Origin of the sequence: Geobacillus sp. CX412, assembly GCF_027942335.1 — a bacterium.
Classification (GTDB): Bacteria; Bacillota; Bacilli; order Bacillales; family Anoxybacillaceae; genus Parageobacillus_B; species Parageobacillus_B toebii.
The window spans coordinates 2243350-2262905 of the sequence record NZ_CP103461.1 but is presented as its reverse complement, the minus strand read 5'-3'; the positions used below and the strand labels follow the sequence as shown (position 1 = coordinate 2262905).

Here is a 19556-nt window from a genome sequence, read left to right as displayed (position 1 = left end):
GATAATAAAGAAGGGAGGGTCATTTCCTTCTTTTTTGTAGATGGGTTGTTAGATGTGAATAAACGGGGGGATCAGATGATGAAGATGACAGTCCGAAAAAAATTGTATGCAGTATTTGCCGCCGTATATATGCTGTTAATCGCACTCGTTGGCATTGCTTATTATCAGATTTCTACTATTAATGCTAGTTATACGCATCTTTTAAATGATAAAGTTTCCAATCTTATCGATGTTAAACAGCTAGAAGTTCTGATCCGGCGCGAGCAAGGGAGCATGCGCGGTTATTTGCTTACCGGCGATCAAACGTCATTGACAAACTTTACGAAAGCGCACGATGAATATGAAAAACTAAGCAATAAACTGGAGAAAACGTTGACAAAGGCGGAAACAAAAGAGTTGCTAGCACGATTGAATGAGCTGGAACAACAGTTTTACGAACTAGGACAAAAAACGTTTCAATTAAAACAGGAAAATAATGTGGAGGCTTATACACAGTTAATTACAACAACAGGAAGGGATATTACTACACAATTTGATGAAGCGGCACAACAACTAGTGGAAATCCAACAAAAAGATATGAATCAGGCTGACAAGGATGCAACGTCAAAAGCGGCATCCATTAAAGTATGGATGATTATTATCGGAGTCATTGCGCTCGCTATTGGCAACCTCCTTACCATTTACATGAGCCGCAATCTTTCTCGTCCGCTCCTCACCCTTTCTAAAGCGGCAAAACGAATCGCCGATGGTGATTTGACTGGGGAGAAAGTTATAATTCGCAACCGCGATGAAATCGGGGAGCTCGCAGCGGCGTTTAACCAAATGGCGGAAAATTTACGCGATGTGCTAGAAAAAGTAGCGATGAGTGCTGAACAAGTCGCAGCGTCTTCCGAACAATTGACGGCAAGTGCGGAACAGACGAGCAAGGCGACGGAACAAATTGCATTAACGATTCAAAATGTTGCTGCAGGTGTGGAAAAGCAAGTGCAGAGCGTAGAAGAAACATCGGAAACGATCGATCAAATGTCTGAAGGAATTCAGCAAATTTCCGAGCGTGCCCAAAACGTGTCGAAAATTGCGATGCAAACGTCGGAAAGAGCATCAGAAGGCGGAAAAACGATTCAAACAGCTGTTGCGCAAATGAATACAGTAAATGACACCGTTGAACGCCTTGCCGGGATTGTGAAAGGATTAGGAAACCGATCCGAGCAAATCGGAAAAATTATCGAAGTGATTAGCGGAATTGCGGAACAGACGAATCTTTTAGCGTTGAACGCGGCGATTGAAGCGGCACGGGCGGGCGAACATGGACGAGGATTTGCTGTGGTGGCTGATGAAGTTCGGAAATTGGCGGAACAATCCGCACAGTCGGCGCAACAAATTGCTTCATTAATCGCGACGATTCAAGAGGAAACAAATGAGGCGGTTCGATCGATGGAGACAGTACTGAAAGAAGTAGAAACTGGTACTGGAGCCATCCGCACTTCTGGTGAAGCATTTCAACAAATTCAAACAGCTGTCCACGAAGTCGCGGCACACATTCAAGATGTTTCCGCTTCTGTTCAACAAATGTCAGCCGCTGCGGAACAAGTAGTGCAATCGATGCAGCTAGTGACGCAAATTGCTGAATCTGCCGCGTCTGGAACCCAAGAAGTATCCGCCGCAACAGAAGAACAACTCGCTTCCATGGAGGAAATTTCTGCTTCTGCCGCTTCCTTATCGAAAATGGCGGAAGACGTAAAATCACTTTTAAAACGATTCAACATGTAATGAACGTCCATAACGACGTTCGTTTTATTTTTGAAACGTTTTACCGGACCGACTAACACATTAAATTTTTTCTATATGTAAATCTTTTGTCCATTTGGATATAATAAATAAATGTATATATTACTGATGGAAGAAAGTAGTGGAATTGCAAATGGGAGAGAAGCTTGTCGTCATCATTGGACCGACCGCTGTAGGAAAAACAAAACTAAGCATCGCTTTAGCCAAGCGGTTAAATGGGGAAATCATCAGCGGGGATTCGATGCAAATTTATAAAGGAATGGATATCGGAACAGCAAAAATTAAACCGGAGGAAATGGAAGGGATTCCGCATCATTTGCTTGACATTAAAGAACCGTGGGAATCGTTTTCCGTTGTCGAATTTCAACAAATTGCCCGCTCGCTTATTCACGAAATTTCCGGGCGTGGGCGTCTGCCGATGATTGTTGGTGGTACAGGGCTTTACATTCAATCCGTCATTTATGATTACCGTTTTTCGGACGCCCCTTCCGATGAAGCGTATCGTCGTCATTTGCGACAGATCGCCGAGGACAAAGGAGAAATGGTTCTTTATGAGATGCTTAGTGCCATTGATCCGGAAAGCGCGGCGCGAATTCATCCGCGCAACATTCGCCGCGTCATCCGCGCACTAGAAATATATCATTGCACAGGCAAGACGATGACGGAATGGCAGCGCGGGCAAACGAAAAAACTTCTTTATGATGTGGCAATTATCGGGCTAACGATGAAACGCGAACAGTTATATCGTCGTATTAATGAACGGGTAGATCAAATGATTGCCGAAGGGCTTCTGGAAGAAGCGAAAGCATTATACGACCGTGGCATTCGCGATTGCCAATCCGTCCAAGCGATTGGTTATAAAGAGCTGTATGACTATTTTGATGGGCGCGTTTCCTTAGAAGAAGCGATTGAGCGGCTAAAACAAAATTCACGCCGCTATGCGAAACGCCAGCTGACATGGTTTCGCAATCAAATGCCTGTTCAATGGTTTGATATGACGGATGCAGCAAAGTTTGATGAGAAAGCGGAGGAAATTTTTCAGTACATAGCAGGAAAGCTTCAATTAGAAGCGAATATATAAAAATTAGGTAGAGAGAAAAAGAGGAGGACGTCTCATGAAAAATTCCATTAACATTCAAGACCAGTTTTTAAATCAGTTGCGCAAAGATGGAACACAAGTCACCGTATTTTTGCTAAATGGCTATCAGCTAAAGGGTTACATCAAAGGGTTTGACAATTTTACCGTTTTGTTGGAAGTCCAAGGAAAGCAGCAGCTTATTATAAAGCATGCGATTTCTACGTTCGCGCCGGAAAAAAACGTTCAGTTTGAAACAGAATAATCGGCGTGTCTAAAATTTTTGGATAACAACGCGAACAGCGAAGTGCCCGCCTTTTTAGACGGGCACTTTTTTACGCGTAAAAATCGACCGTGCTGAATAAAATATACAAACTTTTATTTCTTCGGAAATCGCAAAAATAGACAATCGTTAGTAGATGTTGTCGTTTGGTTTCTTTCATTTGGGCGATTGTCACGAATTGGTGATGATGAACGTATACTGATAAAGAACAAGGCGACAAAAAAGGTAGCCATGAAAATGGTGAAGTGAGGTGACGCTCCATTGTCTGAATTAACAATGAACAAGGCAAAAGGTCAAATTAATATTGTGCTCAATTCGAAAAATATTAATCATCTAGTCAAAGAAGATCGGAATGATTTTATTAATTATGAAGAACATCACATATTAAAAGATATTCAAAAAGAACTTGATCAACTTATCGGCCTTGATCATGTAAAAAAAATCATTAAAGAAATTTATGCGTGGCTATATATTAACAAAGTTCGCAAAGAAAATGGGTTAAAATCGAATAAACAAGCGCTTCATATGATTTTTAAAGGAAATCCCGGCACAGGAAAAACGACGGTAGCACGTTTATTGGGAAAACTGTTTTTTGAAATGAACGTTCTTTCGAAAGGGCATTTTATTGAGGCAGAACGGGCCGATTTAGTCGGAGAATATATCGGACATACAGCAAACAAGACGAGAGATTTAATTAAAAAGGCGCGCGGCGGCATTTTGTTTATCGATGAAGCGTACTCGCTTGCCCGCGGCGGAGAAAAAGATTTCGGAAAAGAGGCAATCGACACTCTTGTAAAGGGAATGGAAGATTATTGTGATGATTTAGTGGTCATTTTAGCAGGGTATCCGAAAGAGATGGACTATTTTTTATCATTAAATCCAGGTTTGCCTTCCCGCTTTCCATTGACCATCGAATTCCCTGATTATACGGTCGACGAACTAGTGAAAATCGCAAAACAGATGTTGCATGAACGGGAATACGAATTTACACCGGAAGCGGAACGAAAACTATATTATCATATCGAAGAAGTGTTGGAGGATAAACATCGCGGAAAATTCAGCAACGGGCGCTACGTGCGCAACTTGATTGAAAAAGCAATTCGCAAACAGGCGGTGCGCCTGTTGCGTGAAGGGCGATATGATAAAAAGGAACTAATGCTGATCCGCGATCGGGATCTTATAGTTGGTTCGTAAGCAAGAAAGGGAGTATCTCCCCTTTCTTTTTTTATGCAAAATGAAGGAGTTTTTTATAATATGTAGAATAGAAATAAGTAAGGCAAGTGGATCATTAATTTTCTGAATAGTTAGTATATTTATTTCATTATGTATATTCTTACTATTAATTCAGTAAGATAATAAAGATACTTTAGAACGATAAAGGGGGTATGGCGCTTGTACATGACGATTGGAGAAGTGTTTGCCCAGACGGTGAGGAAATTTCCGAAAAAAGAAGCGGTTGTCGATATGGCGAAGGGACGACGCTATACGTACGAACAGTGGGAAAAAGAAGTGCATCGTCTTGCGAACGCGCTTTTAGAAGCTGGTGTTCAAAAAGGGGACCGTGTATCGACCGTTTTATTCAACACATTGGAGCTTGGCACTGCATTTTTTGCCTGCGCGAAAATTGGCGCGATTTTCAACCCGATTAATTTTCGTTTGAAGTCAAAAGAAATCGCTTACATTTTAGAAGATGCGACGCCGAAAGTCGTGTTGTTTGAAAAAGCGGTCGAACCGCAAATTGCAAGCATTCATCATGAGTTCCCGCACATTTTGTTTTGGTACATCGACGATGATACGCCGTCTTATGCCGCCAACTACCACGCTCTGGTCAGCAATGCGCAAACAACAGCTCCATCGATTGAAGTGTTCGAAAGTGACATTTACGCGATGATGTATACAAGCGGAACAACCGGCAGACCAAAAGGAGTGCTGCACCGCCATCGCGATATGATTGAACAAAGCATGATTTGTAATGCCGTCATGCGCATTCGCGATACGGACCGTGGGCTTGTCAGCGCACCGATGTTTCATTGCGCGGAGCTGCATTGCTGCTTTTTGCCGCGCGTTCACGCGGGTGCCGCGAATATCATTCTTCATCATTTTGATCCGAAGTTAGTATTAAAAACGATTGAACAAGAAAAAATTACGTTGTTGTTCGCCGCACCGACGATGTGGAATATGCTTTTGCAAGAGAATCTTAGAGCTTACGATTTATCATCGCTTCGCCTCGGATTGTACGGCGCCGCCCCAATGGCTCCTGTTCTTGTCAAGGAATGTAAAGAACGGTTGGGCATTGATCTTATTCAAGCGTACGGCATGACGGAAATGGGGCCGGCGGTGACGTTTTTGCTCGAAGATGAACAGTTGACAAAAGCCGGTTCTGCCGGGCGCGCCTGCCTAAATCATGAAGTTCGTATCGTCAAGCCGCGGGAAGATGGCCCGTCCGACCCGGATGACGTGCTTCCGCCGGGAGAAGTCGGCGAAATTATTATGAGAGGGCCGTGTATGATGGTCGGCTATTACAATCGGGAGGAAGCGACTGCAAAGGCGATGTATAAAGGCTGGTATCATTCCGGCGATTTAGGATATATGGATGAAGAGGGGTATTTGTATGTCGCGGACCGTGTCGATGACATGGTTATCAGCGGCGGGGAAAACGTTTACCCGCGTGAAGTCGAAGATGTGCTATACGAACACCCTGGCGTGCTGGATGTTGCTGTTGTCGGTGAGCCGGATGAAATATGGGGAGAAAAAGTTGTTGCGTTTGTTGTAAAGAAAGATCCGAATGTGACGGAGGAGGACTTGGAGCAATTTTGCAAAACTAGCGATCGTCTTGCTCCTTACAAGCGGCCGCGCGCATATTATTTTGTCGACGCACTGCCGAGAAACGCAAGCGGGAAAATCCAAAAGTTTTTGCTCCGCGAGCAAGTGAAAAACGCTGCCAAAAGCTGAAAGCGAGGGGATGTGATGACAGCCGCATATTTACGCGAAGAACATCACATTTTCCGTGATGCGTTTCGCAAGTTTTTAGAAAAAGAAGCATATCCATACTATTCCGAATGGGAAAAGAAAGGAATCATTCCCCGTTCGTTTTGGACGAAAATGGGAGAAAACGGATTTCTCTGCCCGTGGGTTGATGAGGAATACGGCGGTTTCAACGCTGATTTTGCGTATTCGGTAGTGATCAACGAGGAGTTAGAAAAAGTTGGGGCGAGCATGGTCGGCATCGGCTTGCATAATGATATTGTCGTTCCGTATCTTGCTTCTTACGGTACGGAAGAACAAAAACGAAAGTGGCTTCCGAAATGCGTATCCGGTGAAATCATTACCGCGATCGCGATGACCGAGCCGGGAGCGGGGTCGGATTTGGCTGGGATTTCCACAACGGCAATCAAAGATGGGGATTACTATATTGTCAACGGTCAAAAAACGTTTATTACAAACGGCATTCATGCCGATTTAGTCGTCGTTGCCTGCAAAACGAATCCAAATGCCAAACCACCGCATAAAGGTATCAGCCTTCTTGTTGTTGAGCGCGATACCCCAGGATTTACGCGCGGACGAAAGCTTGACAAAGTCGGGCTGCACGCACAAGATACGGCAGAATTGTTTTTTAATGACGCAAAAGTGCCAAAAGAAAACTTGCTTGGAGAAGAGGGAAAAGGATTCTATTACTTAATGGAAAAGCTGCAGCAAGAGCGGCTTGTTGTGGCGATTGCCGCGCAAACGGCAGCGGAAGTAATGTTTGAATTGACAAAGCAGTACGTAAAGCAGCGGTCCGCATTTGGAAAACGAATTAGCGAGTTTCAAACCGTCCAATTCCGACTTGCCGAAATGGCAACGGAAATTGCCATTGGCCGGACGTTTGTCGACCGTGTCATTGAAGAGCATATGCAAGGGAAGAATGTGGTGACACATGTTTCGATGGCGAAATGGTGGATTACGGAAATGGCGAAACGAATCGCTGCAGAAAGCATGCAGTTGCATGGCGGCTATGGGTATATGGAAGAATACGAGATTGCCAGACGCTACCGAGATATTCCGGTCAGCGCGATTTACGCTGGGACGAATGAAATGATGAAAACGATTATTGCAAGAACCTTAGATTTATAGAAAGAAGGTGACGATGTGTTAGACGGAGTAACGGTCATCGATTTTTCCCACTACCTTCCTGGTCCATTCGCCAGCCTGCGTTTGGCTGATTTAGGAGCAGAAGTCATCAAAATTGAACCGAAAACGGGAGATATGATGCGTTCACTTTCGGAGGAGTGTGTGTTTCGCGCAAACAATGCAGGCAAAAAAAGCATCGCCCTTGACTTAAAAAACGAAAAAGATTTACAGACGGCAAAACAGCTGATCCAAAAGGCCGATGTCATCATCGAAAGCTTCCGTCCGGGAGTGATGAAACGGCTTGGTTTAAGTTATGAAGATGTCTCTGCAATCAACGAAACGATCATTTACTGTTCGATTAGCGGCTTCGGTCAACAGAGCAAGTATAGTTTACTTGGAAGCCACGATTTAAATTATATGGCGATTACCGGCGTGTTGGCGCAGCTAAAAGATAAAGAAGGGCGCCCTGTTCATCCGGCGATTACGCTTGCCGATTTGATCGGGAGCATCCATGCTGTCGAACAAATCGTCGCCGCGTTATATCACCGTGAACGAACCGGAAAAGGAACGTATATTGACCTTTCGTTAGTCGATGGCTTGCTTTCGATGATGACGAATCATTTTGTCATCGAGCATGATACAGGAAGAAAAAACGGCATCGCCGAGCTTGCTGGCACGATCGTTTCCTATCACTTGTACGAAACGAAAGACGGGCGATATGTGAGCCTTGCGGCGCTTGAGAAAAAATTTTGGGAAAACTTTTGCCATGCTGTCGAAAAGCCGGAATGGATCTCGTATCATTATTCGCCCGCAAAAGAAGAAAATCCAATTTTTCTAGAAATTGTGCGCTTATTTCAAACGAAAACGCTTCAAGAATGGATCGAATTTAGCCAAACGGTAGATTGCTGCCTTGCTCCTGTGTTGGAAACAGATGAAGCGAAATCGTTATTTGCAAGAGACAGCTACCGGAAGATGATTCATATTGCCGGCCGGCGCATAGAAGTGGCGACCCGTTATGACGAAACATTATTACAAAAACGAAAAAAAGGCGCCGTCACTGAATGAACATGGAGACCAATTGCGAAAGAGGGAGTGATGCATAATGATGAAAGTGCCATTAAACATTTCGACAATGTTAGAAAGAGCGGAAATGTTCTTTCCGGCTAAACAAGTCGTTTCCCGCATGAAACGTGGCATTGTCCGCCATACATATAAAGAAATCGGTGAGCGGACAAGAAGGCTTGCCAGCGTATTGACAAGTTTGGGTGTTTCCGTCGGCGACCGCGTCGGGACGTTTGCCTGGAATCATCATCGTCATTTGGAAGCGTATTTTGCGATACCAGGAATCGGCGCGGTGCTGCATACGATTAATATCCGTCTGTCGCCGCAGCATATTGCCTATATTATTAATCATGCTGACGACCGTGTATTGTTAATCGACGATGATTTGCTTCCAGCGATTGAAGCAGTGAAAGACAATATTCCAAACGTACGTGCTTTTATCATTATGACGGATGAAGCGGAACTTCCAGAAACAACGCTTTCTCCTGTTTACCATTATGAAAAATTATTGGAACAAGGAGATCCGAAATTTCCGTTTAAAAAAGATCTAGATGAATACGAGCCGGCTGGAATGTGTTATACATCAGCAACAACTGGAAATCCAAAAGGGGTTGTGTATACGCATCGCAGCACGGTACTGCACAGCATGGCGCTTGGATTAGCAGATACACTAGGATTATCGGAAAAAGACGTAGCGATGCCGGTCGTACCGATGTTCCATGTCAATGCATGGGGCATTCCATTTGCAGCGACATGGTTTGGTACTACATTAGTTATGCCTGGACCGGCATTTACGCCGAAAGTATTGGCAGAATTAATTGAAACAGAAAAAGTGACCGTGACTGCGGGAGTGCCGACTATTTGGCTCGGTTTGTTGCAAGAATTAGAAAAAGGAAACTATGATGTAAGCAGTTTAACGCGGATCGTATGCGGCGGTTCGGCGGCGCCAAAAGGAGTGATCCGCGCGTTTGAAGAAAAATACAATATCCCGTTTATCCACGCCTATGGCATGACAGAAACAAGCCCGCTCGTTCTAGTATCGCGTCCAAAAAGCTATCAGCAAAACTTGCCTTATGAGGAACAATTAGAATTCCGTGCAAAACAGGGCATTCTTGTCCCAGGTGTGGAAATGAAAGTGATTGGCAAGGACGGGGAGGTGCGCTGGGACGGAAAAGAAATGGGCGAGCTATGTTTGCGCGGTCCGTGGATTGCGGCGGAATATTATAATGACGACCGGACAAGAGAGGCGTTCCGTGACGGATGGCTGCATACAGGGGATGTCGTCAATGTCGATGAAGAAGGGTTTGTCAAAATTGTGGACCGCACGAAAGATGTGATTAAAAGCGGTGGAGAGTGGATTTCTTCCGTTGATTTAGAAAATGCGTTAATGGCGCATGAAGCGGTGTTTGAAGCGGCAGTTGTCGCTGTGCCGCATCCGAAATGGCAAGAACGCCCGATTGCATGTGTCGTTTTAAAAGAAGGAAAAACGGTGACGAAAGAAGAGCTTTATGACTTTTTGCGGCCGCAGTTTACAAAATGGTGGCTGCCGGATGACATTGTCTTTATGAAAGAAATACCAAAAACGAGCGTCGGAAAATTTTTAAAACGGAAGCTGCGTGAGGAGCTGCAAAACTATTATTCTAGTAAGAATTCTCAATAACAAATGATGTGCCATAAACGAGCGATAGACTTGAACTTTGAATGGAGGAGACGTTATGGCAAAGACGATTGCAGTGGTTGGTGCTGGATTAATGGGAAGCGGCATTGCCCAGTCGGTAGCGATGGCGAAAAAAAGCGTCCGTTTATACGATATTTCCGAAGCGGCCCTTGAGAAAGGGATTGCTTCGATTCAAAAAAGCTTGTCCCGGTTTGTAAAAGCGGGAAAATTAACCGAACAAGATGCGCAGCAAACGTTGCAGCGCATTCGCACTGGCACTGATTTGCAAGAAGTGGTAGAGGGGGCGGATGTCGTCATTGAAGCGGTGCCGGAAGATTTATCGTTAAAGAAAGACGTATTTCAGAAGTTAGACCGTTATACGAAACGGGAGGCCATCTTAGCAACGAACACATCAGAATTAAGCGTGACAGCAATTGCCGCGGCGACGACAAGACCGGATAAAGTGATCGGCATGCATTGGTTTAATCCAGCCCCTGTTATGAAGCTGATTGAAATCGTTAAAGGAGAGACGACATCCGAAGAGACGGTAGCAGTTATTCAACAGTTGTCCGAAGAAATCGGCAAAGAAACGGTTGTTGTCAAAGACCGACAAGGGTTTGTCACGACAAGAGCGATTGCCGCACATATGATCGAGTGCATCCGCATGTATGAAGAAGGAGTCGCATCCGCCGAGGATATTGATAAAGCGGTTCGTCTTGGATTGAACTATCCGATGGGGCCGTTGGAGCTAGCCGATATGGTCGGATTAGACACAATGCTGTTTGTTAGCGAAAATTTAACCGAAGCTTACGGAGACCGTTTCCGGGCGCCGCAAATTTTGCGCAAGCTGGTGGAAGCAGGACATTTAGGAAGAAAAACAGGAAAAGGATTTTATACGTACAACGAATAGACGAAAGGAGGAAAGGCGATGAGAGAAGTTGTCATTGTCGAAGCCGTGCGCACGCCAGTCGGCAAGCGAAACGGCGTGTTTCGCAACGTACATCCCGTTCATTTAGCGTCAACGGTGCTCAATGAAGTCGTAAAAAGAGCTGGAATCGAAAAACGGCTTGTCGAAGATATTGTGATGGGATGTGTCACGCCCATTGCAGAGCAAGGATACAATATTGGGCGGCTTGCTGCGCTGGAGGCGGGATTTCCAATCGAAGTGCCAGCCGTGCAAATCAATCGGATGTGCGGGTCAGGGCAGCAGGCAATTCATTTTGCTGCCCAAGAAATTCGCTCTGGCGATATGGACATTACGATTGCTGCCGGCGTCGAAAGCATGACGAAGGTGCCGATTTTAAGCGATGGAAACGAAAAAACGATTCCGCCGTCGCTCCATGAAAAATACGAATTTGTCCATCAGGGCGTTTCTGCGGAATTAATCGCCGAAAAGTACGGGCTGACGCGCGAGCAGCTGGACGCATATGCATACGAAAGTCATCAGCGCGCGATTCGGGCGCAAGAACAAGGGATATTTGATCAAGAAATTGTGCCCGTGGAAGGTTTGGATAAGGACGGAAACGTGATAATAGTAACAAGTGATGAAGGACCGCGCCGCGATACATCGCCAGAAGCGCTCGCTTCACTAAGGCCTGTCTTTCGGGAAAACGGAAAAATTACAGCAGGCAATGCGAGCCAAATGAGCGACGGGGCGGCTGCGGTGCTATTAATGGAAAAAGAAACAGCGTGGAAGCTTGGCGTAACGCCAAAAGCGAAGATCATTGCGCAAACAGTCGTCGGCTCCGATCCGACATATATGCTTGACGGTGTGATTCCGGCAACAAAAAAGGTGCTTCAAAAAGCAGGATTAACGATTGATGATATCGATTTAATCGAAATTAACGAAGCGTTTGCCCCTGTTGTATTAGCGTGGCAAAAAGAAATTGGCGCTCCGCTTTCCAAAGTGAACGTAAACGGCGGCGCAATCGCGTTAGGCCATCCGTTAGGAGCGACCGGAGCGAAATTAATGACATCGCTTGTTTACGAACTCGAGCGGCGCAACGGCAAATATGGATTGCTGACGATTTGCATCGGTCACGGGATGGCTACCGCAACCATCATCGAACGGCTGTAACAAAAACCGGCGCTATCAATGCGCCGGTTCTTTTTAGTTTTTAGTACTGATCCGTGGATTGATTCCGCAATGAACGATGCGGAAGTTTCCAATTATACGTGTACGATAAAATTCTTAAAAGCGTGACAACAACAAACAATATATAAAGCTCGACGGGGGTGGAGGCAAGTTTTGTTCCGACCGCTACGCCGGCGACAATCGCCCATGCCGCGTAAATCTCCGAGCGGAGCACTAGCGGTTTTCTGCCGGCAAGGATGTCACGGATAATTCCGCCGCCGCTTCCCGTGAGCACCGCGGCAACAACCACCGCGCTTAACGGATGGTTCATTTTTACAGCATAAAGCGCTCCTTGAATGGCAAACGCCGAAAGGCCGAGCGCATCAAAAAAATTTCCCCACCGTTTCCAATGTACCAATGTTTTTTGGAAATAAATAAACGATGGTCATTGCCAATAACGCGATAAGAAACAACGTTCCTTGCTCCCATAACGCCGATACTGGCACGCCGATTAACAAATTGCGAATGGCGCCGCCGCCAAACGCGGTGACGATGCCAAGAATGTAAACGCCAAGTAAATCATACTCTTCTTCCATAGCGACAATCGCACCGCTAATCGCAAAGGCAATCGTGCCAATGATGCTTAACACTTCCCATGTCATAAGTGCATTCCTTTCATTCTCGTTGTACGGTAACATTGTACGGTGATATAAACGGAAAATCAATCCTTCAAACTACATTCGATATGATGACAAGCTGTATGCTCGTTATAATAGCGATTTGCGGCAAGATTTGTTATGATGGATGCAGGTTGAGTTACGCTGATGGAAAGAAGGTGCTGCATTGAACGAACGTGAAAAAGTGATTTTAGTCGGATGTCAACTTCCCCATATCGATGATGAACGGTTTTTTTATTCCATGGAAGAATTAGCGTCGCTAGTGCATACCGCAAACGGCGAAGTCATCATGACCGTTACGCAAAAGCGGGAAGCGATCCATCCAGCGACATATATCGGAAAAGGAAAAGTAGAAGAACTTGCTCACCTTGTCGAACAATTAGAGCCAGATGTCGTTATTTTTAATGATGAATTATCACCGAGTCAAAACCGCAACTTGTCAAGGCAGCTATCCGTACGCATTATTGACCGGACACAGCTTATTTTAGATATATTCGCGCAACGCGCACGTTCCAAAGAAGGAAAACTGCAAGTAGAGCTTGCGCAATTGCAATATTTATTGCCGCGTTTAAGCGGACAAGGAACGGAGTTGTCTCGCCTTGGCGGCGGGATCGGAACAAGAGGACCGGGGGAAACAAAGTTAGAAACGGACCGCCGGCATATTTATCGGCGCATCGATGAAATTAAAACACAATTGAAATTGGTTGCCGAGCATCGCGAGCGATACCGAGAACGCCGCAAAAAAAATCACGTTTTTCAAATTTCTCTTGTCGGTTATACGAACGCGGGAAAATCGACGCTGTTTAATCGCTTGACTGATGCGGATTCATTCGAAGAAAATTTATTGTTTGCCACCCTCGACCCGCTGACGAGAAAAATAACACTTCCAAGCGGCTATACCGCGCTCTTAACGGATACGGTCGGTTTTATTCAAGATTTGCCGACAACGTTAGTAGCGGCGTTTCGTTCCACGCTCGAGGAGGTAAAAGAAGCAGACTTAATTTTGCACATTGTTGATTCATCGAATCCAGATTATTACAATCATGAACAGACGGTTTACGAATTGCTTGATGAGCTGGGCGTCTCGGCCATTCCGATCGTTACCATCTACAACAAACGGGATATTGCCCATCGTAACTTTGTGCCAAGTACAAAAACAGATGCAATCATCATCAGCGCTTTTGACGCGCACGATTTACACAGGCTGCGGCAATTTATTGAAGAGACGATGATGAAGCAAATGGTTCATTATCATGTATCGATTCCGAGCAATGAGGGGAGACTGCTTGCTCAGTTAAAAGCGGAAACGATTTTACGTGAGTTGCATTATAATGAAGAAAGCGGTATGTATGAATGTAAAGGCTATATAATGCCAAAACATCCGTTATATGGACAATTGCAACAATATCAATAATAGAAAGGGTCATCATATGTTCACACAGTTACGACATGGAGAAAAAATCGCTGCACTTGTGAAAGAAATCGAAGCACAAATTGCACCAATCCACAATGAAATTGATGAACGGATCGATATCAATCAATATCGGGTATTAGAAAGTTTTCGGCGTCATAAAGTGAGTGACAGCCATTTCATTCCATCAACAGGGTATGGATATGATGACATCGGCCGCGATACGCTCGAACAAATATATGCGGACGTATTCGGAGCTGAAGCGGGGATTGTCCGTCCGCAAATTATTTCAGGAACACATGCGATTTCCATTGCTTTATTCGGCATTCTCAGGCCAGGTGATGAGCTGCTTTATATTACCGGAAACCCATATGATACGTTAGAAGAAATTGTTGGCATTCGCGGCCGTGGTGTCGGCTCATTAAAGGAATTTCATATTCATTATCAAAGCGTGCCGCTGACAACAGAAGGCCGCGTTGACTTTGATGCCGTCAAAAACGCGATTAATGAGCGGACAAAAATGATCGGCATTCAGCGTTCGAGAGGATATGCTACGCGGCCATCATTTACGATTGAAGAAATAAGCGAAATGATCTCGTTTGTAAAAGCGATCAAGCCGGATGTCGTTGTCTTCGTCGACAATTGTTATGGCGAATTTGTCGAAGAAAAAGAACCATGCCACGTCGGTGCAGACTTAATGGCGGGATCGCTGATTAAAAATCCCGGCGGAGGAATTGCGAAAACGGGAGGCTATATCGTTGGAAAAAAAGAATATGTGCAGGCATGCTCGTATCGCATGACCTCTCCGGGCATCGGCGCCGAAGCAGGTCCGACTTTATATAGCTTACATGAAATGTATCAAGGGTTTTTCTTAGCTCCTCATATCGTTGGCCAAGCGTTAAAAGGAGCGGTTTTTACAGCGGCGATGCTTGAGCGAATTGGTTTAAACACGCAGCCGTCTTGGGATGCGAAGCGGACGGATTTAGTTCAGTCAGTACAATTTGAGGATCCGGAACAAATGATCGCGTTTTGCCAAGCGATACAATTTTCCTCTCCGGTAAACGCACATTTTACTCCGTACCCAAGCTATATGCCCGGCTATGAAGACGACGTCATTATGGCGGCAGGAACGTTTATTCAAGGAGCGAGCATTGAATTAACTGCGGACGGTCCGATTCGGCCTCCATATGTTGCTTATGTACAAGGAGGATTAACGTACTCTCATGTGAAAATCGCTATTTGTACGGCGATTGATCAGTTAATGGAAAAACAATTACTTTCTTTGTAAGGAAATCTAACATTTCATTGACATGTATTCTAACGTGATGTAAAATAAATTATCATAAGCGAGGAGGAATTGGCATGAATAGCAACATTCGTCGTTCCATGCCATTGTTTCCGATTGGGATAGTGATGCAATTAACAGAATTGTCTGCTCGTCAAATCCGTTATTACGAGGAGCATGGCCTTGTTTCTCCAGCGCGTACAGAAGGGAATCGCCGTTTATTTTCACTAAACGATATCGATCGCCTTCTTGAAATTAAAGACCTGATTGATCAAGGAGTAAACTTGGCTGGCATCAAGCAAATTTTTGCAGCGCGACAATCGGATAAGAATAAAGAACAAACAGAAAAAGTGGAAAAAATGGAAAAAATGGTGAACCAAAGATTATCCGATGAGGAATTGCGTGAAATTTTGCGAACGGAACTCATGCAAGCAGGCCGATTTCATCGTGCATCACTACGCCAAGGAGATCTCGCTCGCTTCTTTCATTAATAATCGTTCTTCATAAAATTGGGAGCCGGGGAGGAGTTTAGAAATGGCAAAGTACACAAGAGAAGATATTATGCGCATCGTCAAAGAAGAAAACGTCAAGTATATCCGTCTGCAATTTACCGATATTCTTGGCACCGTCAAAAACGTAGAAATTCCAATCAGCCAGCTAGAAAAAGCACTAGACAACAAAATGATGTTCGACGGTTCATCGATCGAAGGATTTGTCCGTATCGAAGAATCGGATATGTACTTATATCCTGATTTAGATACGTTCGTTATTTTCCCGTGGACGGCGGGAAAAGGAAAAGTAGCCCGCTTTATTTGTGACATCTATAAGGCAGATGGTACTCCGTTTGAAGGGTGTCCACGCTATAACTTAAAGCGGATGTTAAAAGAGATGGAAGCGCTCGGATTTACCGCTTTCAATCTAGGTGCAGAGCCAGAATTCTTCCTGTTTAAACTCGATGAAAATGGGCGTCCCACCCTTGAATTGAACGACCAAGGCGGTTATTTTGACTTGGCGCCAACCGATTTAGGAGAAAACTGTCGTCGTGATATCGTTCTTGAATTAGAAGAAATGGGATTTGAAATTGAAGCTTCGCACCATGAAGTGGCGCCTGGCCAGCACGAAATTGACTTTAAATACGCCGATGCGGTAAAAGCGTGCGACGACATTCAAACATTTAAGCTTGTTGTCAAAACCATTGCACGCAAACACGGTCTTCATGCAACATTTATGCCGAAACCGATCTTCGGCATTAACGGTTCTGGAATGCACTGCAATTTATCTTTATTTAGAAATAATGAAAACGCGTTTTTCGATCCAAATGGCGACTTGCAATTAAGCGATACGGCGCGTCAATTTATTGCTGGTGTGCTGAAACATGCGCCAAACTTTACGGCGGTGACAAACCCAACGGTGAACTCATACAAACGTCTTGTTCCTGGATATGAAGCGCCATGTTATGTTGCATGGTCCGCTCGCAACCGCAGCCCGCTGATCCGTATTCCATCTTCACGTGGAATGAGCACGCGCATTGAGGTGCGCAACGTGGATCCATCGGCCAACCCTTATTTAGCAATGGCAGTATTGTTAGCAGCTGGACTAGACGGAATTAAAAACAAATTAACTCCTCCGGCTCCAGTGGACCGCAACATTTACGTGATGACAAAAGAAGAACGCCTAGAAGAAGGAATTGTTGACTTGCCAGCGACATTGGCGGAAGCGCTCGAAAACTTAAAATCGGACGAAGTAATCGTTCAAGCGCTCGGAAAACATTTATTCGAACATTTCGTCGAAGCGAAAGAAATCGAATGGGATATGTTCCGAACTGCTGTTCATCAATGGGAACGCGATCAATATATGGAACTCTATTAAAAGGCAAAAGGCTATCTCGCTTCATGATGCGAGATAGCCTTTGTTTGTATAAATGCTTAGTGAATGACGCGATAGACGCCGATTACTTTGCCGAGAATCGTACAATCGCGGACGATAATTGGTTCTAAATTAGAGTTTTCCGGCTGCAGGCGAATATGATCTTTCTCTTTAAAAAACCGCTTTACCGTCGCCTCATTGTCTTCTGTCATTGCCACAACGATATCTCCGTTATCCGCGGATTGCTGTTGGCGCACAATCACATAATCTCCATCTAAAATACCTGCTTCAATCATGCTGTCTCCCATCACTTCAAGCATAAAAACGTGATCTTCCGATGAAACGAGCCGTTTTGGCAGCGGAAAATAATCTTCAATGTTTTCAATGGCTGTAATCGGCTGACCGGCCGTCACTTTGCCAATGATCGGCACGGAGATGACATCGTCTGTTTGATTGGAAGCAGAAAAATCTGCATCCAAAATTTCAATGGCTCGCGGCTTTGTTGGATCGCGGCGAATATATCCTTTGCTTTCGAGACGTGCTAAATGCCCGTGTACGGTGGAGCTGGAAGCAAGTCCGACTGCTTCGCCGATTTCGCGGACAGAAGGAGGGTAGCCCTTTGTTTTTACTTCTTTTTTAATAAAATCCAAAATTTGCTGTTGCCGCTTTGATAGTTTCGTCATCCTACACACCTCTTACCACATCATTTGTTTACATTATAGCATGCAGGCATTAAAAAAACAAACATAAGTTCGAAATTTATATTGACACAAACAAATGTTCTTCATTATAATGAGGATAAAACCGAACAAATATTCTTAAGGGGTGGGATAACATGAAACGCATGTTTGTGCATTATATTATTTTTTCGGCGCTCTTATTGATGGTAATTGGGGGATTTTTATATGCGAACAAACCGCTCGAAAAAGACAAATATATGGAAATTACGGTCGCATCGGGAGACACGCTATGGAAGCTGGCAAAGGAATATGAAGAACAACATCAACTTTCGACAACGGAATTTATTAACTGGGTGATCGATGTCAATCATTTGTCAAGCCAGCGAATTGTTGCCGGTGAAAAAATCGTTATTCCTGTGTTAAAATCAAAAGAAAACAAATCGTTAGTCGTCAGCAAATAAAATCATGGAGTGGTTAAAGTGAAAGCGGTTATTTACTGTCGTGTCAGCACAGATAAAGGAGAGCAGGAGACATCGCTGGAACGCCAAAGAGAAGAACTGGAGCTTCTTGCAGAAAAGCACGGCTTTGAAGTAGTGAAAGTCATTATGGAACAAGCAAGCGGCTATGAAGTAGACAGAGACGGTGTGTTTGACTTGCTTTCCACATTGAAAGAGCAGCGGATTGATGCGCTTCTTATTCAAGATGAAACAAGATTGGGACGCGGCCATGCAAGAATCGCACTTCTCCACTGCATTCAAAAAGAGGGAGTAAAAATATATACGATCACCCATAACGGTGAAATGCAGCTATCAGAGGCGGATTCGATGGTATTAAACATTCTTAGCATTGTCGAAGAGTATCAGCGGAAAATACATAATTTAAAAATTAAGCGCGGAATGAGGCGGGCGATTGAGCAGGGGTACCGGCCTGAGCAAAATTTAAAGCACATTGGCGAAAATGCTGGGAGGGAGCGAATCGATCTCCCTGTTGAAGAAATCGTCCGCCTGCGCCATAACGGTTTGACGTTTGCGGAAATTGCTGCGACATTGCGCGGGTTTGGTTACGATGTTTCGAAAGCGACCGTTCACCGCCGCTATCGAGAATATGTGGACTCTCATTCATCGTCCATGTGAAAGCATCGTTAATAAACAATCTTTTTCGTTGCTTTTTTATATAAAGATGCATCTGTTCTTCGTTTGCGGCGGATCTTTTTGCATTCATGGATTTTAAACGTCTTATCAAAATATGCCCAAGCGTGCGATGAAGCAAGATAGTTGCGATTTCTATTTATGTCCTATAAGATGAGAGCGTAACAATACAATAATAGGTGGAGGCAAACATGTTATCAAAGCAAAAAATGGCACGAATTAACGAGTTGGCCAAAAAGGCGAAATCATCTGGTTTAACAAAGGAAGAAGCGCTTGAACAGCAGCAGCTTCGCCGCGAATACATCCAAGTGTTTCGCAAAGCGATGGAGGATATGTTGCATTCCGTAACGGTTATCGATCCCAATGGCAATGATGTGACACCAAAAAAATTAAAAGAAAGTCAAAAAAGCCGGTTGCATTAAAAGGCAAAAGAAAGCATC

At 44.5% G+C, this 19556-nt stretch carries 17 protein-coding genes and 2 pseudogenes; 17 read left to right on the top strand and 2 right to left on the bottom strand.

The window, feature by feature from the left end; all coding sequences use genetic code 11:
• The first annotated feature begins 78 nt into the window (after positions 1-78).
• From NXM86_RS11775 to NXM86_RS11730, 10 genes and pseudogenes are all read left to right on the top strand, one after another.
• A complete protein-coding gene (locus NXM86_RS11775) occupies positions 79-1770 on the top strand; it encodes a methyl-accepting chemotaxis protein (RefSeq protein ID WP_089097103.1) in 1692 nt (563 codons plus the stop codon).
• A 151-nt stretch (positions 1771-1921) separates the two neighbouring features.
• The gene (miaA, locus tag NXM86_RS11770; protein WP_062678323.1) at positions 1922-2869 is read left to right on the top strand and encodes a tRNA (adenosine(37)-N6)-dimethylallyltransferase MiaA; all 948 of its coding nucleotides are present in this window, start codon (positions 1922-1924) and stop codon (positions 2867-2869) included.
• Between the two features lie 34 nt (positions 2870-2903).
• Complete coding sequence (hfq, locus tag NXM86_RS11765; RefSeq protein ID WP_498958074.1) at positions 2904-3128, top strand: RNA chaperone Hfq; 225 nt, start codon at positions 2904-2906, stop codon at positions 3126-3128.
• Between the two features lie 279 nt (positions 3129-3407).
• Positions 3408-4340 carry a stage V sporulation protein K gene (gene spoVK, locus NXM86_RS11760; protein WP_015863549.1) on the top strand — a complete coding sequence of 311 codons (933 nt, stop codon included), beginning with the start codon at positions 3408-3410 and terminating at the stop codon, positions 4338-4340.
• Between the two features lie 198 nt (positions 4341-4538).
• A complete protein-coding gene (locus NXM86_RS11755) occupies positions 4539-6098 on the top strand; it encodes a fatty acid--CoA ligase (RefSeq protein ID WP_081188994.1) in 1560 nt (519 codons plus the stop codon).
• A gap of 15 nt (positions 6099-6113) precedes the next feature.
• Positions 6114-7259: an acyl-CoA dehydrogenase family protein gene (locus NXM86_RS11750; protein ID WP_081188995.1), complete on the top strand. Its 1146-nt coding sequence runs from the start codon at positions 6114-6116 to the stop codon at positions 7257-7259.
• Between the two features lie 15 nt (positions 7260-7274).
• Positions 7275-8423: pseudogene (locus tag NXM86_RS11745) on the top strand (CaiB/BaiF CoA transferase family protein).
• Positions 8359-9978, top strand: a complete 1620-nt coding sequence (locus NXM86_RS11740) for a long-chain fatty acid--CoA ligase (protein WP_498958073.1) — start codon at positions 8359-8361, stop codon at positions 9976-9978. The pseudogene NXM86_RS11745 and the gene NXM86_RS11740 overlap by 65 nt, the downstream one beginning before the upstream one ends.
• A 55-nt stretch (positions 9979-10033) precedes the next feature.
• Entirely contained in the window at positions 10034-10885 is an 852-nt protein-coding gene (locus tag NXM86_RS11735; RefSeq protein ID WP_498958072.1) for a 3-hydroxyacyl-CoA dehydrogenase family protein, read from the top strand.
• 18 nt (positions 10886-10903) lie between these two features.
• Positions 10904-12052: a thiolase family protein gene (locus tag NXM86_RS11730; RefSeq protein WP_498958070.1), complete on the top strand. Its 1149-nt coding sequence runs from the start codon at positions 10904-10906 to the stop codon at positions 12050-12052.
• Positions 12053-12092: 40 nt separating this feature from the next.
• On the opposite strand, the pseudogene NXM86_RS11725 reads toward NXM86_RS11730, so the two are convergent.
• A pseudogene (locus NXM86_RS11725) lies at positions 12093-12711 on the bottom strand (trimeric intracellular cation channel family protein).
• Positions 12712-12892: 181 nt separating this feature from the next.
• Between NXM86_RS11725 and hflX the strand changes: the two are divergent.
• The 4 genes from hflX (at position 12893) to glnA (ending at position 17291) form a co-directional block, all read left to right on the top strand.
• Positions 12893-14140 carry a GTPase HflX gene (hflX, locus tag NXM86_RS11720; RefSeq protein ID WP_081189001.1) on the top strand — a complete coding sequence of 416 codons (1248 nt, stop codon included), beginning with the start codon at positions 12893-12895 and terminating at the stop codon, positions 14138-14140.
• 16 nt (positions 14141-14156) lie between these two features.
• The gene (locus NXM86_RS11715) at positions 14157-15425 is read left to right on the top strand and encodes a methionine gamma-lyase family protein (protein ID WP_498958069.1); all 1269 of its coding nucleotides are present in this window, start codon (positions 14157-14159) and stop codon (positions 15423-15425) included.
• Between the two features lie 74 nt (positions 15426-15499).
• On the top strand, positions 15500-15913 hold the full coding sequence (locus NXM86_RS11710; RefSeq protein ID WP_062753276.1) for a MerR family transcriptional regulator: 414 nt from the start codon (positions 15500-15502) through the stop codon (positions 15911-15913).
• A 43-nt stretch (positions 15914-15956) separates the two neighbouring features.
• Positions 15957-17291, top strand: a complete 1335-nt coding sequence (glnA, locus tag NXM86_RS11705) for a type I glutamate--ammonia ligase (protein WP_498958068.1) — start codon at positions 15957-15959, stop codon at positions 17289-17291.
• 56 nt (positions 17292-17347) lie between these two features.
• On the opposite strand, the gene lexA is transcribed toward glnA, so the two are convergent.
• Positions 17348-17971, bottom strand: coding sequence for a transcriptional repressor LexA (lexA, locus tag NXM86_RS11700; RefSeq protein ID WP_015863561.1), 624 nt, complete (start codon positions 17969-17971; stop codon positions 17348-17350).
• A 152-nt stretch (positions 17972-18123) separates the two neighbouring features.
• Here lexA and yneA point away from each other — a divergent pair, with 152 nt between their 5' ends.
• From yneA to NXM86_RS11685, 3 genes are all read left to right on the top strand, one after another.
• Positions 18124-18429 (top strand): cell division suppressor protein YneA, encoded by a 306-nt coding sequence (yneA, locus tag NXM86_RS11695; protein WP_062677509.1) that lies wholly within the window; start codon positions 18124-18126, stop codon positions 18427-18429.
• Positions 18430-18447: 18 nt separating this feature from the next.
• Positions 18448-19101 (top strand): YneB family resolvase-like protein, encoded by a 654-nt coding sequence (locus NXM86_RS11690; protein ID WP_062677510.1) that lies wholly within the window; start codon positions 18448-18450, stop codon positions 19099-19101.
• Positions 19102-19307: 206 nt separating this feature from the next.
• Positions 19308-19538: a DUF896 domain-containing protein gene (locus NXM86_RS11685; protein ID WP_015863564.1), complete on the top strand. Its 231-nt coding sequence runs from the start codon at positions 19308-19310 to the stop codon at positions 19536-19538.
• Positions 19539-19556: the final 18 nt, after the last annotated feature.